Raw genomic sequence first — 22647 nt, forward strand, 5'->3', positions numbered from 1 at the left:
CGTGCCCTCCCCCGCGTTCGACGACTATCTGAAGACGGTCTACGCGCACACCGAGTGGCAGGACGCCCCGATCACGCCCTCGCAGCTCGCGACCGCACTCGGCATCGCCCCGTCGAGTGTGACCGAGATGGTCAAGAAGCTCTCGGCCGCAGGGCTCGTCTCCCACCAGCCGTACGGCGCGGTGCGGCTGACGGATGCCGGGCGCGAGCGCGCCCTGCAGATGTTGCGTCGACACCGCCTCATCGAGACCTGGCTCGTGCGCGAGTTCGGCTACGCCTGGCACGAGGTGCACGACGAGGCCGAGGTGCTCGAGCACACCATCAGCGACCGTCTGCTCGAGGGCATCGACCAGCGGCTGGGACGCCCGCGATTCGACCCGCACGGCGATGCGATCCCGGATGCCGAGGGCCGGGTCGACCGGGAGCCATTCGTGCTGCTCGCCGACGCGATCGACGGCCACTCCGGCCGCGTGCTCCGGGTGAGCGACCGGGACCCCGAGCTGCTGCAGGCGCTGGAGGACGCCGGCATCGCCGTGGGCGTGGAGCTCACGGCGTCCCCCGACGGCGTCCGCGTCGACGGCACCGCCACCGCGCTCCCCGACGGCGCCGTCGACGCGATCTGGGTCACCGCCTGACGCGACGCCCCCTCAGGCCGGGGCGCCCTCAGGAATCGGATGCGCGGCCAGCCAGGTGCGCGCGGGGTCGAAGGCGTCGCGCACGCGCCGCATCCGCTGCGCCGTGTCGGGTGCGTACGCGGTGCTCGTGTCGGTGATGCGGTCGAGGAAGTTCAGGTACGGCGCACCGTGAGCCCAGCCGCGCATCGCGTCGGCGATGGCGCAGACCCGCGCGGTCGCCGCGTGGATGAGCTCCGGCACCGGCACGAGGTCGACAGCGAACAGCGCGTACTCCCCCGCGAAGCCGGGCACAGCGGCATCCTGCGTCTCGGCGAGCGCCCCGCCCAGATGCCGCAGCTCGGCGAACAGCGGGGCATCCTGGGCATCCGGTCCGGCCGCGTCGAGCAGAGCCGCGAGTGCGGCGTCGTCGAGTTCACCGAGCATCACGTGATCGCCGACCGCCGGCGACGGGACGGGCGGGTCCATGTGCACGTCGACCAGCCCCGCCGCGGGCATCCGCGCGAACGTGTCCAGCTCGGGGTCGAGCGCGCGCAGCGGTGCGAGGAGATCGGCGGATCGCGCCTCGTCGGCGAGGACGGCGCCGTCGATCACGACCACCGCGCGGCCGCTCAGGAACGGAGGCAGCTCGGGAATCGGGGGGAACCGCATCAGCCGCAGGCTGGTGGTCGCGCAGCGGTCCAGATCACGAGTCCAGTCGCGCCAGGCCTGCAGCACGGCAGATGCCGCCGACATGTCCCACAGCATCATGCCGGCGTGCACCTCGGCGACCAGCAGGAGCTCGATCTCCAGCGCCACCACCGCGCCGAAGCTGCCGCCACCACCGCGCAGCGCCCAGAAGAGCTCGGGCTCGGAGTCGGCGGAGGCGCGCACCAGGTCACCCTCCGCGGTGATCATCTCGAACGCGCGCACATGATGCGCGGCCAGCCCGTGCTCGCGCGCGTAGAACGACAGCCCGCCGCCGAGCACGTACCCCGACACCGACACATCCGGCGAGCTGCCGTGTCGCGCCGCGAGTCCGTGCGCCGCGGCCGCGTCGACCACCTCCCGCCAGATCGTGCCGCCGATCACGCGGGCCACCCTGCGCTCGGCATCGATCGAGACGCCGGTCAGTCGGTGCAGGCGCAGCAGCACGGCATCCGACAGCCCCCGCTCCGCGAGCGGCATCGCGCCGTGGCCGCTCGCCTGCGGGGCGATGCGCAGCCCGAGGGCGGCGACGGCGCCCACGATGCGCGCCGCGTCGGCGATCGTCGTCGGTTCCGCGACGGCGATCGGATGCTGGTCCGCAGCCAGGTTCCAGGGTGTGCGAGCCTCGTCGTATCCGGGGTCGCCGGGCAGGATCAGCCCGGGGATCGCACGCAGCGCGGCAGGGTCCAGGGCAGGCGTGAGGATGGTCATGGCTCGAGTGTGCGCCGCCGGCTGCGCTCCGGACATCCCGGAGAACACGGAGATTCCGGAAGGATCCGGCCCGCGATCGGGCACGGAGAACGGCCGTCGTCCGGCCCCAGCTCCGGACGACGGCCGCGATGCACTCCCGGTCAGCAGTGCAGACTCGGGTTGAACGGGGTGAAGATCCCCGCCGGGTTGTGCTTGCCCACCCACACGTGAAGGTCGTAGTGCGTGGGCATCCCGGGCTCATGACCCGGCATGGGGCCGTCGAAGGGCACCGAGCCGAGCATGGGGTGAGGCTGCCCCACATCGGGCTCGAAGAACTCCGCCGCCCACAGCTCCATCCCGCCCGAGGGCGAGGGGCCGAAGGTGAGCATCGCGGGTGCCGACGGATCGACCACGGCGCCCGGCCGGACCAGCGCCGGGTTCATGAAGTGCACGCCCATCGCGCCGTCAGGCGACTCGGTGCACTCACCGAGCGGCACGTAGCCGGCGTCGAGGGCGCGCTGCACGTCGTGGTACTTCGCGACCGCGGCGCGCACTGTCGCGACGGTCCTGTTGGTGTCGGACGGATTCTGCGCGGGCGCGGCCTGCGCGGGAACCGCGCTGACGAGCGCCAGCACGGCGGCCGCTGCGAGCGCGCCCAGGGTGCGGTTTCGGAACATGTGCTTCTCTCTTCCTGTTGCTGCGATGATCCGTCAGACCGCGGGTGCAGGCCGGCCGGGCATCGCGGGGAGCGGATGCGCGGCGCACATGCGCCGCATCGGGTCGTAGAGCGCGCGCACGCGGTGCAGCCGCTCGATCACCTCGATCTGGAAGGAACCGGCGGCACCTCCTGCGGCCTCCACGAAGTTGAGGTAGGGGGCGCCGTCGGCCCACGGTCGCATCGCCTCGGCGACCGCGCTGACGCGCGCGAGGGCCCCGGGAATCATCTCCGGCACGGGGACCATGTCGATCGCGAGCAGCGTGTACTCGCCGTCGAGGCGCGACAGCGCGGCATCCTCCGGCTCGGCGAGCGCGCCGCCGAGCTGACGCAGCTCCACGATCGCCGGTGCACCGATGGCATCGGGGCCGGCTGCCGCGAGCAGGTCCGCGAGCGCCTCGTCACCGAGGGCTCCGAGCATGAGGTGATCGCTGACGCCCGCCGACGGGACCGGCGGGTCCATGTGCACATCGAGCAGGCCGATGGCCGGCATCCGGGCGAAGGTGTCGAGCTCCGGCTGCAGCTCACGCAGCGGCCCGAGCAGCTCCGCGGCTCGATGGTCCTCCGCGAGCACGGCGCCGTCGATGATGACGAGCGATCGTCCGCTGAGGAAGGGCGGCAGCTCGGGAAGCGGCGGGAAACGCAGCATCCGCAGGCTCGTGGTGACCGCGTGGTCCAGCCCTTCGGTCCAGGACCTCCACGCCGGGAGCACGACGGGCGCCGCGGAGATGTCCCAGAGCAGGAAGCCCGCGTGCACGTCGGCGAGGGGCAGCAGGTCCAGCTCGATCGCGACGACCACGCCGAAGTTCCCGCCGTCGCCGCCGCGCAGAGCCCAGAAGAGACCGGCGTGGGAGTCAGGAGAGGCGTGCACCAGCTCGCCGGACGAGGTGACGACGTCGAAGGAGCGGACGCTGTGGGCGGCGAGCCCGTGCGCGCGACCGTAGAACGACAGGCCGCCGCCGAGCACGTACCCGGCCACCGCGACGTCGCCTGCGCTGCCGTGCAGCGCGGTCAGTCCGCGCGGAGCCGCCGCGGCGATGACATCGCGCCACAGCGTGCCGCCGATCACCCGTGCCGTACGGCGCTCGACGTCGATGTCGACACCGGTGAGCGCGTGCAGCCTCAGCAGCAGTGCGTCGTCGAGGCCGCCCTGAGCGAGAGGCATCGCATTGTGGCCCGTGCTCTGCGGCGCGATGCGCGCACCGGCGAGGGCGGCCGCGCGGACGATGCGCAGCACGTCGCCGAGGTGCTCCGGTGCCGCGATGCCGGCGGGATGCTGGTCGGCGGCGAGATTCCAGGCGAGACGCGCCTGGTCGTATCCGGCGTCGCCGGGTGTGAGGATGCCGTCGATGCCGCGCAGGGCGGATGCGACGGCGCCGGCCGTGTGCGGCGCGGTCTCGATGCGGACGGGGGAGGACATGGTCAAGCTCCTGATGGGATTCGGGGCGCAGCGGATGCCGCGCCGATCGCTCCACTGTGCGGCCCGTGGCATCGGCGCGAACATCCCAGATGAGCGGGCACTCTCATCTCCCAGAAGAATGGGATGTCGCTCCTGCGGACGGCGGGCCATACTGGGGCGATGCTGGGGACTCTCGCGGCCGAGCGCGCCGCAAATGACATAGAAGTGCTCTCGCGTGCGGGCCTGCCCGTGGACGAATTCCTCGACGAGGCCCGCACCGTGCTGGGGACCGTGGTTCCGCACCTCGCCGCGTGCATCGGCACGCACGACCCCGTGACGGAGATGCTCACCAGCGGCCGCAAGTTCGGGGATCTCGCGCTGCACGATGCCTCGGACCCGCTGTTCGCGATCCTGGAGTACGGCGGCGCCGAGAGCACGACCTTCAGCGCGATCACGCAGGCGGTGGGGATGCGCGCCGCGGGGCTGGGTGATGAGGGCTCGTCGGTGCGTCTGGACCGGCTGATCCGCCCGATGTTCGGCTACGACGACGAGCTGCGCCTGGCGTTCCGTGACGGCGCCGGTCTCTGGGGCGGGATCGCGCTGTTCCGCGGCGCGGACGATCGGGCCTTCGACGAGCGGGAGGTGGCCTGGGCGGCCGGACTCTCCGGCGCGTTCGCCCGCGGAGTCCGGGTCGGCACGCTCGCGCAGCTGGGCGGCGCGCCGATGATCGACACCTCGGTCGACGGCCCCGCGGTGGTGATCATCGATGCCGCGGACGAGATCGCGCGGATGAGCTCCGGCGCCCAGCAGCGTCTGCTGCAGCTGGGCGAGGCGGCCGACAGCACCGACCCCATCGGCACGGTCTACGCCCTGGTCACGGCGGCGAGGCGGATGGTCGCGACGCCGGATGCCGCGCTCCCCCGAGCCCGCGTGCGCACGCGCTCCGGGATCTGGCTCGTGCTGCACGCGTCGCCGCTCTCAGCGTGCGACGGCGTGACCGGTGAGGTGGTCGTGACCATCGAGGAGGCGCGTCCATCGGAGGTCGTCGACCTGGTGGTGGCCGCCTTCGCGCTCACTCCGCGCGAACGCGACGTGACGGCGATGGTGCTGCGTGGCGCGGAGACCAGGGACATCGCCGGCACCCTGCACCTGTCCGCCTACACGGTCCAGGACCACCTCAAGTCGATCTTCGACAAGGCGGGCGTCCGCAGCCGGCGGGAGCTGATCACGAAGGTGTACCTGGACCAGTACCTCACCAGGAACGACCAGCCGGTGGGCCCGTCCGGCTGGTACCTGCCGGGCTAGGCTGGTCCCATCGAGAGAGGACGCCGATGACTCAGCAGGACATGCTCTTCCTGGTCATGCTCGTCATCGGCCTGACCGGCCTGACCGTGCTGACCCTGCAGCTGCTCAAGCGCCCCAAGCGCGACCAGAAGGGCGAGTGGTACGAGGGTCCCTGGGACGACGACGACCGTCCGCGGGGCCCCCACAACGGCTGAGCCCGCCGCGACCGGCGCGCATCCCGGCGGACGTCAGTTCGCGTCGTGCTCCACGGCCGCGGCGAACCACGACGTGATGGTCGCAGGATGCGTGATCGCGGTGCCCACGACCACGGCCGTCGCGCCGGCGGCCATGGCATCCGCCGCCTGCTGAGGGGTGTGGATGCGCCCTTCCGCGAACACGGGGAGCGCGGTGGCGCGGACGATCTGCGTGAGCAGCTCGAGGTCAGGGCCGCGCGTGCGCTCCCGTTCGGGGGTGTACCCGGCGAGGGTGGTGCTGATGACGTCCGCTCCGGCGTCCTCGGCGTGACGGGCGTCTTCGAGGCTGCCCACGTCCGCCATCACCAGGGCATCCGTCTGCTCGTGCACCCCGGCGACCACGTCGGCGAGCGACAGGCCGTCCGGTCGCGGGCGGCGCGTGCCGTCCACGGCGACGATGTCGGCGCCCGCCCGGGCGCACGCCAGGGCGGCCTCCAGGGTGGGAGTGATGAAGACCCCTTCGGTCCCGATCTTCCAGAGACCGATGAGGGGCACGTCGACGCAGTCGTCGATCATCGCGATGTCCTCGATCCCCTGGGCGCGGATGCCGGCCGCACCTCCCGCCACCGCCGACAGTGCCATCCGGGTCATGGAGTCGGGTGTGCGCAGCGGTTCGCCGGGGTACGCCTGGCACGAGACGACCAGACGTCCGGCCAGTGCGGTCAGCATCTGCTCCGGGGTCACTTCTCGTGCTCCCTGGTCACCGCGAACTGGAACGAGTACCGATCACCGCGGTACCACGTCTGCCCGTGCTCGACCAGCAGTCCGCGACGGGTCGAGCCGACCCGGGTGACGTGCAGGCAGGCGCCTCCGGCCGCCAGACCCAGCAGGTCGGCGGTCGCGGAATCGGCCGAGACCGCCTGCACCTCCTGCTCCGCCCGGTAGACGTCGAGGTCGCGTGCGGCGAACTGCTCGTAGAGGGAGGCGGTCATGTCGAAGTCCTCCACCTCGAGGAACCGCGCCGGGATCGTGACCTCCTCGAGCGCCATCGGATGCCCGTCCGCCAGACGCAGACGGCGGATCTGCGTGCACTTCTCATCCGCGTCCAGCTGCAGCATCGCCACCGTCGCCGCCGACGCGCGCACCGAGCTCACCGAGAGCACCCGCGACGAGGGCTCGAACCCGCGGCTGCGCATGTCCTCCGTGAAGGACGTGAGCTTCGGCGACTTGGTGAACAGGTCGTTCGAGCCCGCGAAGGTGCCGGAGCCGTGCACGTTGTAGAGGCGCCCCTCGTCGACGAGCCGGCCGATCGCCTGGCGCACCGTCGCACGGCTGACTCCGTAGCGCACCATGAGATCTCGTTCGGAGGGAAGCGGCTCGTGCGCCGACATCGTCGCCACGAGCGACCTCAGGTCGGTGGCCAGCACCTCGTACTTATGCATCCCTCAGCCCTTCACCGCTCCGGACGAAAGTCCACTCACAAGGTAGCGCTGCGCGAACACGGCGAAGAGCACAGGCGGGATCACGGACAGCACGGCGGCTGCGGAGATGTCGCCCCAGCGGATCCCGGTGCTGGTGATGAAGTTCGCGGCCCCCAGCGTGACGGGCGTCGCCTCGGAGGTCGACAGCACCAGGGCGAACAGGTAATCGTCCCAGCTGAAGATGAAGACCAGAACGCACACCGCGACCAGCGTCGGCGCCAGCATGGGGATCACGATCCGCCACAGCGTCGCGAGGATGCCTGCGCCGTCGACGGCGGCGGCCTCCTCGACCTCGATGGGCAGCTCGCGGATGGCGCCGGTGAGCAGGATCAGTGCGAGAGGCACGTTCAGGAACGTGTTCGCGAAGACGAGACCTGCCACGGTGTCGGTGAGCCCGACCAGGTTGAACATCACGAAGAACGGGACGATGAAGAACACCGCGGGCAGAAGCCGGAGTCCGGATGCCGCGTTGACGACCGCGTCCCCGCCGAATCGCAGCCGGATGATCGCATAGGAGGCCGGCACGCTGATGATCAGAACGAGAAGGACCGCGCCCAGCGAGATCAGGATCGAGTTGAGGAAGAAGCGCGGGAAGTCGTAGCCGGCCTGATACAGGACGTTCAGGTAGTGGTCGAGCGTGGGCCCGGACGAGAATCCGAGCGGGTCTCCGGCGATGTCCCCCTCCGTCTTGAAGCTGACGATGAGGGAGTTCAGGAACGGGGCGTTGAGGAGCAGCGCGATGACGGCGGCTGCGACTGCGGCGACGACAGCGCCCGTCGTGTGGCGACGATGACGGCGGAGGGTCTGCTCAGGCATTGCGTCCTCCCGACTGGGTGATGCGCTTGACGATGACGGGGACCAGCGGAAGCACGCAGACCAGCATGACCAGGGCAGCGGCGGCGGCCTTGCCGAAGTCGCCGGAGACGAAGGCGGTCTTGTAGATGTAGATGCTCACCGTGGTCGTCATGCCGCCGGGCCCTCCCGCCGTCAGCACGTAGATGACGTCGAACGTGCGGAGCGCGTCGATCATCCGGAGGAACATCGCGGCGATGAACACCGGGGCGATGACGGGGAGCACCACGCTGCGCAGCGTGCGCCAGTACCCGGCCCCGTCGACCGCGGCCGCCTCGCTGAGCTCCAGCGGGAACGACTGCAGGCCCGCGTAGATGATGAGGAAGGTGAAGGGCGTCCACTGCAGGATGTCGAGGACGATGAGCAGCGGGATCACGGAGCCGGGCGAGAACAGGCTCACACTGACCCCGAGGTGCTCCAGAATGGCCGGGACGGCGCCGATGTCGCCGTTCAGCAGCAGACGGAACATCACACCGAGCATCGCGGGCGCGATCATGATGGGCAGCAGGATGAGCGTGAACCACAGCTTCTTGCCCGGCATCACGCGGTGCATGAGCAGCGCGAGCCCGAATCCGAGCACGACCTCGACGGCGACGACGACGACCGTGTAGAGGACGGTGAAGACCACCGCCTGCACGAAGTCGCCGTCGCGGAACAGCGCTCCGAAGTTCTTCAGGCCGCTGAACGTCTCCTCCGGGGAGTACACGGTCTTGTCCTGGAAGGCGGTCAGTGCGCCGGTCACCAGGGGGTAGGCGACGAAGCACACGGCGAAGATCAGCAGCGGTGCGGCGAGCAGCGCCGCGGTCCATCGGCGCTGGCGCATGGCCTGGGATTGCATTCAGGTCTCCTCGGAGCTGGCTGGGTGGACGAGAGCGGTGCCGGCGGGAGCGCTCGCGCGCCCCCGCCGCACGGTCAGGGCAGCAGGTCCTGCAGCTTCGCGTTCGCCTGCTTCACCGCCTCGTCGGCCGGCTTCTGCCCGACCCACGCCGGGCTGAGCGCGTCGGCCAGCTCCTTGTACGCCTCGAAGGTCTTGGGGAAGACCGGCTCCGCATAGCCCTTGCTGACGGCGTCGATGACCACCGGGAACGCGGCGTTGAGGTCGGTGTTCTGCTTGAGCACATCGGGCATCGCCGGGATGCCGCCGGCCTTGGCATAGGCATCCATCGCCTCCGGGGTGGCGAGGTACTCGAGCCACTTGCGCGCTGCGGCCTTGTTCTTGCCGTACTTGTTGATCGCGACGGCCAGGGCGTGGACGTGCGATGCCCCACCCGGCACGGGAGCGATCGCGATCTTGTCGGCGATCTTGGGCGACTTGGCAGCATCGGCCAGATCGGCGTACGCGGCCGACCACTGCAGCGCCACGGCGACCTGTCCGGACTGCAGGGCCGCCTGCGTCTCGGGGAACTCGGCCTGTGCGCTGTCGGGCGAGGTCCAGCCGTTCTTGTAGATGTCGGCGTACAGCTGCACGGCCTTGCGTCCGGCCTCCGAGTCGATCGTGGCCTTGCCCGAGTCATCGGTCCAGGATCCGCCGTAGCCCCAGAGCACGTCGTTCCAGATCATGGTGTTGTACAGCAGGTCCTTCGCCTGCAGGATCGTGCCGTACTTCGTCGGGGATGCCGGGTTCTCCGCCTGCGAGAAGTACGCGACCGTGGCCTTGAAGTCGTCCATCGACCAGTCCTCGGGCTTCTTCGGGACGAGCGCCTCGCCGACGACCTTCTTCGAGATCTCGGCGTACCTCGCGGTCTGCGCGGGGTCGCTCGCGAGCGCGTCGAGCAGATCGGTGCGGTAGTACAGGAAGTGGTTGGACACGTCCAGCGGCAGCGCGTACAGCTTGTCGTTGTACTTGAGCCCGTCGACGGCGACCGGGAAGTACGCCGAGGTGTCGATCCCGTCGAGCGGGTCGAGCGATGCCGAGAACTGCCCCACGTTGTAGGTGGCCGTGAAGTACACGTCCATGCTGGAGTCCTTCGCCGTCATCAGCGCGACCTCCTTGTTGAAGGTGTCCTCCCGCGAGATCAGGACGTTGTCGACGGTGATCCCGTCCTTCTTGCCCTGACCGGCGTTGTAGGCCTTCACCACCTTCGCCATGGCGTCGCCTTCAGGGCCCGGCCAGGTCACCATCTTCACGACTCCCTTGGCGTCGCCCTCGCTGCCCGTCTTCGGGCCGCAGCCCACGAGCGCGGCGGCAGCCACGGCGCCGACGGTCGCGATCACGACGACTCTCTTGAGCTTTCGCATGCATCCTCCTTGATGACTGGTACGAACCACCTTGTCGGCAAGGTTGACAGAATTCCGCGAGAAGGTCAAGAGCGCACAGCAAGGACAGCAAAGGAAAGGGGAGCCTGGTACATACCAGACTCCCCTTCGCGTCCTGCGCGGTCCCGGCTCAGGACTTGACGGACCCGCTCATCAGTCCGCCGACGAAGTACTTGCCGAGCAGGATGTACACGAGCAGCGTCGGGATCGACGCGATCAGCGCACCGGCCATCGACGCGCCGTAGTTCGACAGCTGAGCGCCCTGCGACAGGTTGACCAGTGACAGCGAGACAGGCCCCTGATTGGCATCCGAGAGGAACAGTGCGAACAGGTAGTCGTTCCACGCCGACGTGAACTGCCAGATGATCGTCACGACGAACCCCGGCAGCGACAGCGGCAGGATGATGCGCCAGTACGAGCCGAGCATGCCTGCGCCGTCCATGCGGGACGCCTCCATGAGCTCCTCGGGCACGCCCTCGTAGTAGTTGCGGAAGATCAGCGTGCAGATCGGCAGACCGTAGATGATGTGCACGAACAGCAGCGTGACGATGCTCGACGGCAGCCCCAGCGAGGTCTTCATCTGCACCAGCGGCACCATGATCGCCTGGTACGGGATGAACATGCCGAACAGGATCAGCGTGAACACGACGTTGGCGTAGGGGAACTTCCAGCGCGAGAGCACGAAGCCGTTCATCGAGCCGAGCATGGCCGAGATCAGGGCTGCGGGGATCGCCAGCAGGAAGGTGCGACCGAGCGGCGCAGCCAGCGCGTCCCAGGCGGTGGCCCAGTTGCCGAAGCCGGTGCTGCCGTCTCCGTCGGCCTGCCACGGCCAGCGTGACGGCCAGGCCCACGAGGTGACGGCGCTGACGTCGGACGGCGGCTTCAGGCTGGTGACCACCAGCACGTACACCGGCATCAGCACGATGACGATGAACAGCAGGAGCAGCACGTACTTGGTGGTGCGGCCGATGCGCGCGCGGGTCCGGTGCGCGGTCGGGATGCTGCCGGCGGTGGTGGCGCGGCGCTCGATTCCGGTTGCGACGGTCACTTGCGTGCCCTCCTCTCGGCGCGGGCCGTGGAGATCAGGTACGGCACGATGAAGATGCACACCAGCAGCAGCAGGACGGTCGCGATGGCGGACGCCTTGCCGTACTCGCCGCCGGTCAGCGCGGTCCACATGTAGGTCGCCGGGACCTCGGTGATGTACACCGGCCCGGTGACGGCCATGATCAGGTCGAAGACCTTCAGCGACATGTGCGCGACGATCACGAGGGCCGACAGGGCCACCGGGCTCAGCTGCGGGAAGATCACGTGACGGTAGAGCTTCCACTCACTGGCGCCGTCCATGCGGGCGGCCTCGCGCAGCTCCTCGGGGATGCCGCGGAACCCGGAGAGGAACAGTGCCATCACGTAGCCGGCGAGCTGCCAGATGGCGGGCATGGCCATGGCGGCCATGCCCCACAGCGGCTGGTTGTACCAGTCGTTCTGCAGGCCGCCGAGTCCGATGGACTCGAGCAGGCGGTTCAGTCCCGAGGCGCGGTCGCCCTGCGCTGAGCTGAGCAGCCACCGCCAGACGACACCGGATGCCACGAACGAGACGGCCATCGGGAAGAGGTAGACCGAGCGGAACACGCCCTCGGCCGTGACGCCCTTGTCCAGCATCCAGGCCCAGAGGAACCCGAAGAGCATGGTCCCGACCATGAAGAACACGGTGAAGATGCCGAGGTTGGCCAGCGAGTGCAGGAACCGCGGTTCGGTGAGCAGGTCGGTGAAGTTCTCAAGGCCCACGAACTCGGATGCCGACAGGGCGGAGTCCCTGGTCATGGCGGTGTAGAAGTTCTGGCCGATCATGACGTAGACGAAGATGCCCAGCAGCACGATCGTCGGCGAGATCAGCAGCAGCGGCGGCCCCCAGTTGCGGATGCCCTTGCGCATCGGCGCCCTCCTTCAGACGGGGATGCGAGCGGGGCGGCGCCGGTGCGCCGCCCCGCTCGGAGGATGGATGTTACTTGCCGAGGCCCTTGGTCTGCGCCTGGACGAGCGCGTCCTGCAGAGCCTTGCCGTCCTTGGTGGAGACGAACTGCCCGATGGCGGAGGTGATGTCGTTCAGCCAGGAGACCTTCACGGCCGCGCCGTGCGCCAGCGAGCTGACCACGGTGTCCTTGGCGAAGGAGGCCATCGCGCCCTGCTGGTACTCGGGGTAGTCGGTCGCGACCGCGTCGGTGCGCGCCGGGATCGAGCCCTTGGCGAGGTTGAACGCCTTCTGCCCGTCGGCGGAGCTGATCGTCTTCAGCCAGTTCTTCGCGCCGCCGGCGTGCGGAGCACCGACCGGAAGAGTGAAGGAGTCGGCGAGGAAGTCGAACGTGCCGTCGGTGCCCGGGGTCGGCCAGGTGGTGTAGTCGGTGCCGTAGGTCTTGTTCTTGGCGTCGAACTCGGCCAGAGCCCAGTCGCCCATCACGTTGTACGCGGCGGTGCCGTCGATGACCATGTCGGTCGCGACCGGCCAGTCCTGACCCGTGCCGTCGGTGTTCGCGTAGCTGAGCAGCGAGGTGTAGTCCTTGATCGCCTTGGTCACCTTGGCGTCGTCGAACTTGGTCTTGCCGTCCCACAGGCCGGTGTAGCCGTCGGCGCCGAGGTCGGCGAGCAGCACGTTCTCGAACAGCTGCACCTGGGTCCAGTCGGTCGCCACCGAGAGCGGGGTCTCGACGCCGGCATCCTTGAGCTTCTTCATGTCGGCGAGCCACGCGTCGATGTCGGCGGGCGCCGTCTTCGGGTCGATGCCGGCCTTGGTCAGCACCGCGTTGTTGACCCACACGACGTTGGCGCGGTGGATGTTGCTGGGCACCGAGTAGATCTTGCCGTCGACGGTCAGGCGGTCGAGCAGCGTCTTCGGGAAGACGTCGTTGAGGCCGTTGTCCTTGTAGAAGGAGCTGAGGTCCTCGATCTTGTTCGCCTCGATGTAGTCGGTGAGCTCGGCACCGGCGTGCGCCTGGAACGAGTCCGGCGGGTTGTCGGCCTTCAGGCGCGAGGCGAGCGCGTTCTTCGCGTTCGAGCCCGCACCACCGGCGACGGCCGCATTGACGAACTTCGTCTTCGGGAACTGCTCGCCGAAGACCTTGACGAGCGCGTCCAGGCCCGTCTTCTCGGAACCGGATGCCCACCAGGTGAACACCTCGACCTGGCTGGCATCGTCGGAGCCGCCCTTGCTGCCGCCGTCGCCAGGGCTGCCGGAGCAGCCTGCCAGGACGAGAGCCGCGACACCGAGACCCGCTACTGCTGCGAGCGCTTTGCGCATGTGATCCTCCATCGGATGAAGACGGCCTGCTGTGCGCGGGCCTTCTGTCATCGAATCTGAAAACGTTGCCAAACGCAACGGGGTCGGGGTCACAACCCGGTAACAGCCCCAGGTGGCGTCTCACCCGAGCCCCGCTCGACCATCCGCGTGCCCAGTACGATGCGGCGATCCGGGCCGACGAGGCCGGCGATCCGGTCGAACAGCAGGTCGGCGGCGGCATCGCCGATCGCCCACGGGTCCTGCGCGACGGTCGTCACCGGCGGACTCATCAGCTCGGCCAGGTCGAAGTCGTCGAAGCCGACCAGGGCTGGATGCGCGTCGAGCAGCCGCAGCGCCTTGAGCACCGCCTTGGTGGTGCGGCTGTTGGTCGTGAACAGCGCGGTGGGCGGGTCGTCCAGAGAGGCGAGTTCGCTCAGCGCCTCGACGCACGCGTCGACGTCGTCGTCGACGGCGACGATGAGTTCGGGACGCGTCGGCAGCCCGGCATCCCGAATGCCCTGCCGGAACCCGGCCTGCCTCCGCTCGGAGGTGTAGCGGCCGGACGTGTGCGCGAGGCAGGCGATGCTGCGATGCCCCGCCTGCACGAGATGGGCCACGGCGGTGGCGGCACCGTGCTCGTTGTCCACGATGACGAGGTCGGCGCTCAGCCCTTGCGGTGGCCGGTCGACGAACACGATCTTCGTGCCGGCGGCCTTCTCCGCCGCGAGGAACGACACGTCGACCTCCTCGTGGGCGACGACGATCAGGCCGTCCAGCCGGCGGCTCAGCATCCTCCGCAGCACCCGCTCCCCCTCGATCGGGTCGTCGCCCCCGGAGGCGACCAGCACCAGCAGGTCGCGTTCCTGTGCGCGCTGCTCGATCGTGAAGACCAGTTCCGAGTAGAACGGGTCGGAGATGCGCGTCACGACGACGCCGATGGTCCGCGCCGACCCGGTGCGCAGCGTGTGCGCGAAGTCGTTGCGGCTGTACCCGAGCTCGGCGATCGCGCGCTCGACCGCCTTGGACTTGGCGCGGCTGACTCCGCCCTTGCCCGCGACGACGCGCGAGACGGTCGACAGCCCGACGCCGGCACGCGCCGCCACGTCCTTCATGGTGGGGCGACCCGCGGCATCCGCGTTCTCGTCGCTCATCTTCGCCATAGTCAGAACAATTTCATGAAAACGTTGCCAAGTCCATGTCGACGGCGCGCCCTAGGCTGGGCCCACGGCGACACGGAGGTGCGGATGGGCGTTCTCGACGAGGGCGAGCGGGTGAAGGCGGCAGATGCCGCGACCTGGCGCGACTGGCTGGAGGCCAACCACGCCACGGCGCCCGGCGTGTGGCTGCTGAACGTGCGCGGCTCCGCGGCGGACGGCATCGACTACGAGGACGCGGTGCGTCATGCCCTCTGCTTCGGGTGGATCGACGGTCCGGTGCGCACCTTCGCCGAGAACTCCGTCGGCCAGTGGTTCTCACCGCGCCGCAAGGGCAGCGGCTGGGCCGCGACCAACAAGGCCCGGCTCGCCGAGCTGGAGGCCACCGGGCTGCTGGCGCCCGCCGGCATCCGCGTGATCGAGGCGGCCAAGGCCGATGGGTCGTGGACCGTGCTCGACGGCCCGGAGGCCGGCATCGAGCCGCCCGAGCTCACCGCGGCGCTGGATGCCGTGCCCGAGGCGCGCGCGGCCTGGGACGGGTTCCCGAAGTCGGTGAAGAAGCTGGGGCTCACGCTGATCGCGACCGCCAAGCGCACGGAGACCCGTGACGCGCGGATCGCGAAGATCGTGGCGGATGCCGCGGTGGGCAAGCGCCCCTGATCACGCGGCGCAGCTCTGCAGATCGGCGCAGCTCCGCGGGCGAAAGCCGCAGAACCGCGAGGTCGTCAAGAACTGCGAGGTCACGGACGCCCGGCGTGGGCGCTACTGCGGGTCGAGGCCCAGGTCGTCCAGGTCGAACGCGGCGAGCCACTGCAGACCCTCGGCCTCGATGGCGGCCTGCGCGCCGGTCTTGCGGTCGACGATCACGGCGACGGCGAGCACCTCGGCGCCCTCACGGCGCAGCACCTCGACGGCCTTGAGGGCGGACTGCCCCGTGGTGGAGGTGTCCTCCAGCACGATCACGCGCTTGCCCTCGACGCTCGCGCCCTCCACCTGACGTCCGCGGCCGTGGTCCTTGGGCTCCTTGCGCACGACGAACGCGTCCAGCGGGCGGTCGGTGCCGACCGAGGCGTGCATGACGGAGTTCGCGATCGGGTCGGCGCCGAGCGTGAGACCGCCGACCGCGGAGATGTCGTGGTCCTTGATCAGGTCGAGCATGATGCGCCCGATCGCGGGAGCCGCGCGGTGGTCGAGCGTCAGCTTGCGCATGTCGACGTAGTACGTGGCCTTCTTGCCGCTGGAGAGCGTGAAGTCGCCGTGGAACACCGCCTCGGCGGTGATGAGGTCGAGCAGGGCCTGGCGGTCGGCGGCGAGATCAGTCACGGGTCCAGTGTATTCGGGGGGTGGTTCCGCCGCGCGTGCGCGATTAGCGTGGCATCCGGAGGTCTCATGTTCTCGTACGATCCCTACGCCGCTCTCGCCGAACTGCGCCCCGTGCCGCCGCTCGAGCTGACCAGCCCCGACCTCGAGGCGGGCGGCGCGATGCCGCTGTTCGCCTGGTCGTCCAGCCGGGGCGGTGAGGACCGGCATCCGACGCTGGAGTGGTCGCAGCCGCCGGCCGGCACGAAGAGCTTCGCGATCTCGTGCTTCGACCCGGACGCGCCGACGGGCTCCGGCTTCTGGCACTGGGCCGCGTTCGATCTGCCCGCCGACCTGCGCCGTCTCGAGGCGGGCGACGGCGATGCCGCGTCCCTTCCCGCCGGCGCGAAGGTGATGCCGAACGAAGCGCGCCTGGAGCGCTACATCGGGTCCGCGCCGCCGGCGGGCACCGGCGTGCACCGCTACTTCTTCGTGATCGACGCGCTGGACGTCGAGAGCCTCGACCTCGACGGCGACGAGACGCCGGGAACGCTCGGATTCCACCGGCACTTCCACACGCTCGCCCGTGGCATCCTGATCGGCACCGCCGACCCGGCAGAGCGCTGAGGGCCGAAGCACCTGTCGGCTCAGAACACGGATGCCGTCAGACGCCGGCCGCGTTCACCGCGGAATGCGCACACCCGCCTCGCGCATCCGAGCCTCGATGAGCAGCACCAGCCGTGTGCCAGCATCCTGCGCGTCGACGCCGAAGTCGCGCAGCATCCCATAGCGCGCAGCGGTGTCGGTGCGTGCTTGCATCCCTGAGACGATCGCCAGCCGGTCCGGGTCGGCGAGATAGTGCGCAGCGAGTTCATCGGCCAGGCCAGGGATGCGAGGATCATCAACCTGCCAGTGGGCAGCCTCGGCGGCGCGACGGCTCATCTCGATGAACTCCGGGTCGCTCATCGCCCGCTCGATGTGGGCGATGTGCTCGTCGAATCCCTCGGGCACGAGCGCCCTGGCGAGAATCATCCCCTCGCGCATCGCTGCGATCTCGTCCGGATCGATGCCCTGCGCCGCCACGGAGTCGAGCACGGCGATCGCCCGCTCGGGCAGCAGCGCTCTGTCGCCTTCCGCAAGGCGACGCAAGGTCTTGCGCCGCTCGATCAGCTCGTCGATCCTGGCCGTCAATCGCCGCTCGACGTCGACGATCTCGGCAGCGAAGTGCTCGTCGTCGGCATCCAGCAGCGGCGAGATCTCACCCAGCGGCACGCCTGCAGCGGCCAGGGTCCGCGCCTGCACGAGTCGCAGCAGATCGGATGCCGTGTAGCGCCGGTAGCCGGAGCTGTCACGCTCCGGCTCCGGCACCAGGCCGAGCCGATGGTAGTGCCGCACGGTCTTCACGGTGACTCCTGCGAACGCCGCGGCTTGGCTGATGGTCACTCCGTCGTGCATGCTCCCATCCTCACGGACGACGGAACATCGCGTCGAACAGTCGCTGCTGACCCTGCTGGAACACCGGAGCAATCGTCATCGCCGGGTCGTCGACGTAGTTGATGCTCGCTGTCAGCACGCGACGAGCACCTGCAGTGGCGTACATCAGTGCAGCGTGGCCGGCCATCCCCCCGTTGTGGCTGAACACGGTGCCGTGCTCGCCGAGGTCCTGCACGAAAAGGCCCAGCCCGTAGCCCGTCTCGGGGATCGGCGTCTCGTGCGCGCGCGTCATCTCCGCGAACTGCGCGGCCGGAACCAGCCCACCGCTGACCAGCGCGGTGATGAACGTCTGCAGGTCGGCGGTCGTCGAGATCATGTCTCCACCACTCGAGACCCACGACGGGTCGTGCCGCGAGACGTCGATCGTGCGCTCGACACCGTCGTCGTCATAGCGGTAGTACGCGTGCGCATACGGCTCGGCGATATCCGGCTCATCGGTCGGCTGCACGGTGCGGGTGAGGCCCAGGGGGCCGCTCACCACTCGCCGCAGTTCGTCGGCCAGCGGATGCCCGGTGATCTTCTCGACGAGCAGACGGAGGATCACGTAGTTCGTGTTCGAGTAGCTCCAGGCCGTTCCGGGGACGAAGCGCAGCGGCTTCGACAATGAGACGCGGGCGAGTTCGGCCGCGGTGTGCGATGTGGTCAGCGAGTCGACCCACACCTTGCCCATCGGCGGTGAGGGCACCGCGAACTCCGGCCCATCCACGGTGTACTCACCGGTGTGGTTGAAGACGCCGCTGGTGTGCTGCAGCAGCATCCGCACGGTGATCCGCTCGTCGATGCCGAACTCGGGCAGCATCCGCGAGACAGGAGCGTCGAGCTCGATCCGTCCCTCGGCGACCAGGGCGAGCACGATCGTCGCGACGAAGGTCTTGGTGTTCGATCCGATGCGCACACTCCCGTCGATCGGCGGCAGTGCATCGCCGTCGAGGGCGGCGCGTCCGGCGGCAGCAGTCCAGTCGCCGTGCTCGTCGCGAATGCGCAGTGTCATTCCGGTCATGCCGGCGGCGACCATGTCGTCGAGGATGCTCTGCAGCTCAGCGCGGTGGGCGGTTGCCTCGGGGGCGAGGGTGGGGGACATGTTCTCTCCGATCGTCATGCGGCCGGGTGCCGGCCGCGGAACGAAGATGAACCCTGACCATAGGTCAAGGTCAAGAACTTTCTTCAGAACCGGCACTGTCGGCGCCCGCCAATAGGCTGGACGCATGCGTCTGGCCACCTGGAACATCAACTCGATCCGCACGCGCGTGGGGCGCGCCGTCGACTTCGCAGTCCGCGAGGACATCGACGTGCTCGCCTTCCAGGAGATCAAGTGCAAGCCCGAGCAGTTCCCCTATGCGCCGTTCGAGGAGGCCGGGTACCACGTCGAGGTGCACGGCCTGAACCAGTGGAACGGCGTCGCGATCGCGAGCCGTGAGCCGATCACCGAGGTGTCCACCTCGTTCGCGGGGATGCCGGGCTTCGCGAAGGGCCACGAGGGTCCGGATGCCCCGCTCGAGGCGCGCGCGCTGGGCGTGACCGTGGGCGGCGTGCGGGTGTGGAGCCTGTACGTGCCCAACGGCCGTTCGCTGGACGACCCGCACATGGCGTACAAGCTGCACTGGCTCGACGCGCTGCGCACCGCGACCGCCGCCGAGATCGCCGCGAACCCGAGCCGCCCGCTGGCGCTGGTCGGCGACTTCAACATCATCCCGTTCGACCACGACAACGGCGACCCCGACATCGTGGTCGGCCGCTCGACGCACGTCTCGCCCGAGGAGCGCGCGGCGTTCTTCGCCCTGGAATCGGCCGGCCTGTCCGATGTGGTCCGCCCGCTCATCCCGGAGGGCTTCACCTACTGGGACTACCAGCGACTCAAGTTCCCCCGCAACGAGGGCATCCGCATCGACTTCGTGCTCGGCTCCGACACCTTCGCAGGAGCCGTCACCGCGGCATCCATCCACCGCGAGGAGCGCAAGGGCGAGCAGCCCAGCGACCACGTGCCGGTGGTCGTGGAGCTCGACCTCGGCGGTCCGGAGGAGGACGACGACCTGCCGATGATCTTCGCGTGAGCATCCGCCTGATCGCGACCGATCTCGACGGCACCCTGCTGGGCGGCGACGGCGCGGTCTCGCTTCGCACGCGCGGGGCGCTGGACGCGGCGCGGGAGGCCGGGATCGCGACGATCCCGGTGACGGCGCGTCAGCCGATCGGGCTGCGGCCGATCGCCGCGCAGGCGGGCTTCACCGACTGGGCGCTGTGCGGCAACGGAGCATACGGTGTGCACCTGACCACCGGTGAGCACCTGTTCGCCGAGGAGATCCCGCCGGCCGTGCAGCAGGAGCTCGCCGACGCGCTGAACAGCGTGCTGCCCGGCCTCGTCTACGCGAGCGTGCGGGATGCCGGAGAGGGCTTCGTCGCGCAGGAGGGCTACGCCGCCCTCGCCAGGCTGAGCGACCACAAGCGCGATCCGGAGACGATGGGCGGTGTACCGCTGGCCGATGTGCTGGCGCTTCCCAGTCTGAAGCTCGTGATCCGGCATCCGTCGGTCTCGATCCCGGAGATCTACGCCGCGCTGCAGTCGCTGGGGCTGACAGGCTTCGAGGCCACGCTGTCGGGTGCGCCCTTCGTCGAGGTGATGGCGCAGGGCGTGACCAAGGCGACCGGCGTCGCTCAGGTGTGCGAGCGGCTCGGCATCGATCGCAGCGAGGTGCTCGCCTTCGGCGACGCGCTGAACGACCTCGAGATGCTGCGCTGGGCGGGCCGCGGCGTCGCCGTCGGGAACGCCATCGACGTGGTGCGGGACGCCGCCGACGAGGTGGCGCCGTCGAACGCCGACGACGGCGTCGCGCAGGTGATCGAGCGGATGCTGGCGGGCTGACGGCGAACCTCGCATTCCATACGCGCTGTGCTGCGTTGCAGAATGGATAGGCATGTGCCACCGTGAACGGGTCCCCGAGCTGGCGCCGATGGTCATCGCCGCGGCCGCCGACATCTCCCGGCGCATGGGCGCCCCCGCTTCCGCACGGAGGTCATTCGCATGACGACGCAGTCCGAATACCCGCAGCCCCCGCTGAGCCTGACCAAGGGCCTCGGCCCCGCGCTGGCGCACGACGACCCGGCGCGGCTCATCGGCAGCTCGCTGTTCGCCGCCGATCGCGACTTCCCGCAGCTCACGCTGAACGGGCCCGCCATCGCGCACAACATCGAGGCGATGATGGGCTACGTCCGCGACCGCGGGGTGTCCATCGCCCCGCACGGCAAGACCGCCATGTCGCCCCAGCTCGCCCAGCAGCAGCTCGACGCCGGCGCATGGGGCATCACCGCCGCGACGCCCTTCCAGCTGCGCGTGTACCGCGCCGCCGGCATGCCCCGGCTGCTGCTGGCCAACCAGCTCGTCGAGCCGGGCGCGATCGCCTGGATCCGCGGCGAGCTCGCGGCCGACCCCGACTTCGAGTGCCTGGTCTACGCGGACTCCACCGCGGGCCTCGACCTGCTCGCCGATCCGGCCGCCGCTGACGCGGACCGCCCGCTCTCGGTGCTGCTCGAGGCGGGCAACCCCGGCGGCCGCACCGGTGCCCGCGACGAGGCCGCCCTGCGCGCGCTGGCGGAGCACGCGGCCCGCACCCCCGGCATCCGCGTCGTCGGCATCGCGACCTACGAGGGCACGCTCGGCGGCGACACCCCGGAGGAGAGCGCCGCGCGGGTGGTCGCCTTCGCCGAGAACCTCGGCGAGATCGTGGGACGCCTCGAGGAGGCGCAGCTGGTCCCCGCGGACTGCACGGTCTCGATCGGGGGCAGCGCGTACTTCGACGCCGCGGTCGACGGCCTGATCTCCGCCGGCATCGCCGCGCACCGGATCCTGCTGCGCAGCGGCGCCTATCTCACGCATGACGACGGGTTCTACTCCCGGCTGACCCCGCTCGCCCGCGGCAACGCCGCCGCGCCCGCGCTGCGCCCCGCGATCACCGTGTGGGCGCCCGTGCTCAGCATCCCCGAGCCCGGCCTCGCGATCGTGCTCTGCGGGCGGCGCGACGTCGGCTTCGATCAGGGGATGCCCGTCGTGCACGGTTCCCGCGGCCGGGACGGCTCCGACCCCCGCCCGTTCAGCGGCACGATCACGCAGCTCGCCGATCAGCACGCGTTCATCCAGTTCGATCCCTCCGGCGACGCACCGCGCGTCGGCGACCTCGTGGAGCTGGGGATCTCCCACCCCTGCACCACGCTGGACCGGTGGGGTCTGGTCCCGCTCGTCGACGACGAGGCGCGCATCGTCGACCTGATCCGGATGCACTTCGCATGACCGGCTCCGCTCCCGACCTCGTCACGATGGGCGAGTCCATGGGACTCTTCTTCGCTCCGCTGGGCATGCCGCTCGTGTCGGGCCCCGCGTTCCATCTCTCCTTCGGCGGTGCGGAGTCGAACGTCGCGATCGGCCTCGCCCGCCTCGGACACGAAGCCCTGTGGGTCGGCCGTCTCGGCGACGACGAGATCGGCAGGTACATCGAGCGGGAGCTGCGCGCCGAAGGCGTGCGCACCCGCGGACTGACCGGTCCGACGCACACCGGCATGATGGTGCGCGCGCAGCGCGGCTTCGGGCGCAGCTCCGTCCAGTACGCACGCCTCGGCAGCGCGGGCGCGCAGCTCGCCGTCGACGATCTCCCGCTGGATGAGATCCGCCGCGCGCGGATCCTGCACCTGACCGGGATCACCGCCGCACTCGGCGATGGCCCGCACCAGGCGCTGGTCGCGGCCGCGCATGCCGCCCACGACGCCGGCGTGCTGGTGAGCCTGGACCTCAACTACCGCGCGACGCTGTGGAGCGCCGAGGAGGCCGGGCCCGCGCTGCGCGAGCTCACCGAGCTCTCGCACCTCGTGTTCGCCACCGCCGACGAGGCGCAGGTGCTGCTCGGCGACGCCCACGACGGCGGGGACGATGCGGCATACGCCCGTCGCATCTCCGCCCTCGGCCCCGCCGAGGTGGTCGTCAAGCGCGGAGCCGACGGCGCCCTGTCGCTGGTGGACGGCGAGGTGTTCGAGCAGAACGTCACCGCCGTCGTCGAACGCGACCCGGTGGGAGCCGGAGACGCCTTCGCGGCCGGCTACCTGCACGGCGTGCTGGTCGATTCCGCGCCGCAGGACCGGCTCGACTTCGCCGGCCGCGTGGCCGCGCACTCCGTCACCCTCCCCGGCGACTGGGAGGGCCTTCCCCGGCTCTCAGACCTGGACGTCGGCGGGCCCGACATCCTGCGCTGACC

Annotated in this window: 24 protein-coding genes; 9 read left to right on the forward strand and 15 right to left on the reverse strand. The window is 70.0% G+C overall.

Annotation, left to right across the window (positions count from 1 at the left end; genetic code table 11):
* Position 1 precedes the first annotated feature (1 nt).
* Positions 2–634 carry a metal-dependent transcriptional regulator gene (locus MIAR_RS16480; RefSeq protein WP_285638136.1) on the forward strand — a complete coding sequence of 211 codons (633 nt, stop codon included), beginning with the start codon at positions 2–4 and terminating at the stop codon, positions 632–634.
* Between the two features lie 12 nt (positions 635–646).
* Here the strand turns inward: MIAR_RS16480 and MIAR_RS16485 are convergent, their stop codons facing one another.
* The 3 genes from MIAR_RS16485 to MIAR_RS16495 all read right to left on the reverse strand — a co-directional run bounded on the left by MIAR_RS16485 (position 647) and on the right by MIAR_RS16495 (position 4143).
* The gene (locus MIAR_RS16485) at positions 647–2029 is read right to left on the reverse strand and encodes an FAD-binding oxidoreductase (RefSeq protein WP_285638138.1); all 1383 of its coding nucleotides are present in this window, start codon (positions 2027–2029) and stop codon (positions 647–649) included.
* A gap of 140 nt (positions 2030–2169) precedes the next feature.
* Complete coding sequence (locus MIAR_RS16490) at positions 2170–2685, reverse strand: hypothetical protein (protein WP_285638140.1); 516 nt, start codon at positions 2683–2685, stop codon at positions 2170–2172.
* A gap of 33 nt (positions 2686–2718) precedes the next feature.
* The gene (locus MIAR_RS16495) at positions 2719–4143 is read right to left on the reverse strand and encodes an FAD-binding oxidoreductase (protein WP_285638142.1); all 1425 of its coding nucleotides are present in this window, start codon (positions 4141–4143) and stop codon (positions 2719–2721) included.
* A 159-nt stretch (positions 4144–4302) separates the two neighbouring features.
* Here MIAR_RS16495 and MIAR_RS16500 point away from each other — a divergent pair, with 159 nt between their 5' ends.
* Entirely contained in the window at positions 4303–5427 is a 1125-nt protein-coding gene (locus tag MIAR_RS16500) for a helix-turn-helix transcriptional regulator (RefSeq protein ID WP_285638144.1), read from the forward strand.
* A 26-nt stretch (positions 5428–5453) separates the two neighbouring features.
* The gene (locus tag MIAR_RS16505) at positions 5454–5621 is read left to right on the forward strand and encodes a hypothetical protein (RefSeq protein WP_285638146.1); all 168 of its coding nucleotides are present in this window, start codon (positions 5454–5456) and stop codon (positions 5619–5621) included.
* Positions 5622–5654: 33 nt separating this feature from the next.
* Here MIAR_RS16505 and MIAR_RS16510 read toward each other — a convergent pair whose 3' ends face one another.
* The 9 genes from MIAR_RS16510 to MIAR_RS16550 form a co-directional block, all read right to left on the reverse strand.
* Positions 5655–6329 (reverse strand): N-acetylmannosamine-6-phosphate 2-epimerase, encoded by a 675-nt coding sequence (locus MIAR_RS16510; RefSeq protein WP_285638555.1) that lies wholly within the window; start codon positions 6327–6329, stop codon positions 5655–5657.
* An 11-nt stretch (positions 6330–6340) separates the two neighbouring features.
* Positions 6341–7042 (reverse strand): GntR family transcriptional regulator, encoded by a 702-nt coding sequence (locus MIAR_RS16515; protein WP_285638148.1) that lies wholly within the window; start codon positions 7040–7042, stop codon positions 6341–6343.
* A gap of 3 nt (positions 7043–7045) precedes the next feature.
* A complete protein-coding gene (locus tag MIAR_RS16520) occupies positions 7046–7897 on the reverse strand; it encodes a carbohydrate ABC transporter permease (protein ID WP_285638150.1) in 852 nt (283 codons plus the stop codon).
* Positions 7890–8771, reverse strand: coding sequence for a carbohydrate ABC transporter permease (locus MIAR_RS16525; protein WP_285638152.1), 882 nt, complete (start codon positions 8769–8771; stop codon positions 7890–7892). The genes MIAR_RS16520 and MIAR_RS16525 overlap by 8 nt, the downstream gene beginning before the upstream one ends.
* A gap of 74 nt (positions 8772–8845) precedes the next feature.
* Positions 8846–10171, reverse strand: coding sequence for an extracellular solute-binding protein (locus MIAR_RS16530; protein ID WP_285638154.1), 1326 nt, complete (start codon positions 10169–10171; stop codon positions 8846–8848).
* Between the two features lie 148 nt (positions 10172–10319).
* Positions 10320–11237, reverse strand: a complete 918-nt coding sequence (locus MIAR_RS16535; protein WP_285638156.1) for a carbohydrate ABC transporter permease — start codon at positions 11235–11237, stop codon at positions 10320–10322.
* Complete coding sequence (locus MIAR_RS16540) at positions 11234–12124, reverse strand: carbohydrate ABC transporter permease (RefSeq protein WP_285638158.1); 891 nt, start codon at positions 12122–12124, stop codon at positions 11234–11236. The genes MIAR_RS16535 and MIAR_RS16540 overlap by 4 nt, the downstream gene beginning before the upstream one ends.
* Positions 12125–12194: 70 nt before the next feature.
* Positions 12195–13484 carry an ABC transporter substrate-binding protein gene (locus MIAR_RS16545; RefSeq protein WP_285638160.1) on the reverse strand — a complete coding sequence of 430 codons (1290 nt, stop codon included), beginning with the start codon at positions 13482–13484 and terminating at the stop codon, positions 12195–12197.
* Positions 13485–13573: 89 nt separating this feature from the next.
* Positions 13574–14614 (reverse strand): LacI family DNA-binding transcriptional regulator, encoded by a 1041-nt coding sequence (locus MIAR_RS16550; RefSeq protein WP_285638162.1) that lies wholly within the window; start codon positions 14612–14614, stop codon positions 13574–13576.
* Between the two features lie 93 nt (positions 14615–14707).
* Between MIAR_RS16550 and MIAR_RS16555 the strand changes: the two genes are divergently transcribed.
* On the forward strand, positions 14708–15277 hold the full coding sequence (locus MIAR_RS16555; RefSeq protein ID WP_285638165.1) for a YdeI/OmpD-associated family protein: 570 nt from the start codon (positions 14708–14710) through the stop codon (positions 15275–15277).
* A 102-nt stretch (positions 15278–15379) separates the two neighbouring features.
* Here the strand turns inward: MIAR_RS16555 and pyrE are convergent, their stop codons facing one another.
* Complete coding sequence (gene pyrE, locus MIAR_RS16560; RefSeq protein ID WP_285638167.1) at positions 15380–15940, reverse strand: orotate phosphoribosyltransferase; 561 nt, start codon at positions 15938–15940, stop codon at positions 15380–15382.
* A gap of 66 nt (positions 15941–16006) precedes the next feature.
* On the opposite strand from pyrE, the gene MIAR_RS16565 reads away from it, so the two are divergent.
* Complete coding sequence (locus MIAR_RS16565) at positions 16007–16543, forward strand: YbhB/YbcL family Raf kinase inhibitor-like protein (protein WP_285638169.1); 537 nt, start codon at positions 16007–16009, stop codon at positions 16541–16543.
* Between the two features lie 54 nt (positions 16544–16597).
* On the opposite strand, the gene MIAR_RS16570 is transcribed toward MIAR_RS16565, so the two are convergent.
* Positions 16598–17371 (reverse strand): MerR family transcriptional regulator, encoded by a 774-nt coding sequence (locus MIAR_RS16570; RefSeq protein WP_285638171.1) that lies wholly within the window; start codon positions 17369–17371, stop codon positions 16598–16600.
* 10 nt (positions 17372–17381) lie between these two features.
* Positions 17382–18491, reverse strand: a complete 1110-nt coding sequence (locus MIAR_RS16575; protein ID WP_285638173.1) for a serine hydrolase domain-containing protein — start codon at positions 18489–18491, stop codon at positions 17382–17384.
* Between the two features lie 124 nt (positions 18492–18615).
* On the opposite strand from MIAR_RS16575, the gene MIAR_RS16580 reads away from it, so the two are divergent.
* From MIAR_RS16580 to MIAR_RS16595, 4 genes are all read left to right on the forward strand, one after another.
* Positions 18616–19461, forward strand: a complete 846-nt coding sequence (locus MIAR_RS16580; protein WP_285638175.1) for an exodeoxyribonuclease III — start codon at positions 18616–18618, stop codon at positions 19459–19461.
* Positions 19458–20270: an HAD family hydrolase gene (locus MIAR_RS16585; protein ID WP_285638177.1), complete on the forward strand. Its 813-nt coding sequence runs from the start codon at positions 19458–19460 to the stop codon at positions 20268–20270. The genes MIAR_RS16580 and MIAR_RS16585 overlap by 4 nt, the downstream gene beginning before the upstream one ends.
* Before the next feature lie 159 nt (positions 20271–20429).
* Complete coding sequence (locus MIAR_RS16590; protein ID WP_285638178.1) at positions 20430–21692, forward strand: alanine racemase; 1263 nt, start codon at positions 20430–20432, stop codon at positions 21690–21692.
* Positions 21689–22645 carry a sugar kinase gene (locus MIAR_RS16595; RefSeq protein WP_285638179.1) on the forward strand — a complete coding sequence of 319 codons (957 nt, stop codon included), beginning with the start codon at positions 21689–21691 and terminating at the stop codon, positions 22643–22645. The genes MIAR_RS16590 and MIAR_RS16595 overlap by 4 nt, the downstream gene beginning before the upstream one ends.
* The last annotated feature ends 2 nt before the right edge of the window (positions 22646–22647 follow it).

The sequence above is a fragment of the Microbacterium arabinogalactanolyticum genome (assembly GCF_030268005.1).
GTDB classification, from domain to species: domain Bacteria; phylum Actinomycetota; class Actinomycetes; order Actinomycetales; family Microbacteriaceae; genus Microbacterium; species Microbacterium arabinogalactanolyticum.

What these genes read in the sequence shown, in the direction of transcription:
- MIAR_RS16485 (WP_285638138.1), bottom strand. Translation starts at nt 2,029, where the DNA reads ATGACCATCCTCACGCCTGCCCTGGACCCTGCCGCGCTGCGTGCGATC.
- MIAR_RS16490 (WP_285638140.1), bottom strand. Translation starts at nt 2,685, where the DNA reads ATGTTCCGAAACCGCACCCTGGGCGCGCTCGCAGCGGCCGCCGTGCTG.
- MIAR_RS16495 (WP_285638142.1), bottom strand. Translation starts at nt 4,143, where the DNA reads ATGTCCTCCCCCGTCCGCATCGAGACCGCGCCGCACACGGCCGGCGCC.
- MIAR_RS16500 (WP_285638144.1), top strand. Translation starts at nt 4,303, where the DNA reads ATGCTGGGGACTCTCGCGGCCGAGCGCGCCGCAAATGACATAGAAGTG.
- MIAR_RS16505 (WP_285638146.1), top strand. Translation starts at nt 5,454, where the DNA reads ATGACTCAGCAGGACATGCTCTTCCTGGTCATGCTCGTCATCGGCCTG.
- MIAR_RS16510 (WP_285638555.1), bottom strand. Translation starts at nt 6,329, where the DNA reads ATGCTGACCGCACTGGCCGGACGTCTGGTCGTCTCGTGCCAGGCGTAC.
- MIAR_RS16515 (WP_285638148.1), bottom strand. Translation starts at nt 7,042, where the DNA reads ATGCATAAGTACGAGGTGCTGGCCACCGACCTGAGGTCGCTCGTGGCG.
- MIAR_RS16520 (WP_285638150.1), bottom strand. Translation starts at nt 7,897, where the DNA reads ATGCCTGAGCAGACCCTCCGCCGTCATCGTCGCCACACGACGGGCGCT.
- MIAR_RS16525 (WP_285638152.1), bottom strand. Translation starts at nt 8,771, where the DNA reads ATGCAATCCCAGGCCATGCGCCAGCGCCGATGGACCGCGGCGCTGCTC.
- MIAR_RS16530 (WP_285638154.1), bottom strand. Translation starts at nt 10,171, where the DNA reads ATGCGAAAGCTCAAGAGAGTCGTCGTGATCGCGACCGTCGGCGCCGTG.
- MIAR_RS16540 (WP_285638158.1), bottom strand. Translation starts at nt 12,124, where the DNA reads ATGCGCAAGGGCATCCGCAACTGGGGGCCGCCGCTGCTGCTGATCTCG.
- MIAR_RS16545 (WP_285638160.1), bottom strand. Translation starts at nt 13,484, where the DNA reads ATGCGCAAAGCGCTCGCAGCAGTAGCGGGTCTCGGTGTCGCGGCTCTC.
- MIAR_RS16550 (WP_285638162.1), bottom strand. Translation starts at nt 14,614, where the DNA reads ATGAGCGACGAGAACGCGGATGCCGCGGGTCGCCCCACCATGAAGGAC.
- MIAR_RS16555 (WP_285638165.1), top strand. Translation starts at nt 14,708, where the DNA reads ATGGGCGTTCTCGACGAGGGCGAGCGGGTGAAGGCGGCAGATGCCGCG.
- MIAR_RS16565 (WP_285638169.1), top strand. Translation starts at nt 16,007, where the DNA reads ATGTTCTCGTACGATCCCTACGCCGCTCTCGCCGAACTGCGCCCCGTG.
- MIAR_RS16570 (WP_285638171.1), bottom strand. Translation starts at nt 17,371, where the DNA reads ATGCACGACGGAGTGACCATCAGCCAAGCCGCGGCGTTCGCAGGAGTC.
- MIAR_RS16575 (WP_285638173.1), bottom strand. Translation starts at nt 18,491, where the DNA reads ATGTCCCCCACCCTCGCCCCCGAGGCAACCGCCCACCGCGCTGAGCTG.
- MIAR_RS16580 (WP_285638175.1), top strand. Translation starts at nt 18,616, where the DNA reads ATGCGTCTGGCCACCTGGAACATCAACTCGATCCGCACGCGCGTGGGG.
- MIAR_RS16590 (WP_285638178.1), top strand. Translation starts at nt 20,430, where the DNA reads ATGACGACGCAGTCCGAATACCCGCAGCCCCCGCTGAGCCTGACCAAG.
- MIAR_RS16595 (WP_285638179.1), top strand. Translation starts at nt 21,689, where the DNA reads ATGACCGGCTCCGCTCCCGACCTCGTCACGATGGGCGAGTCCATGGGA.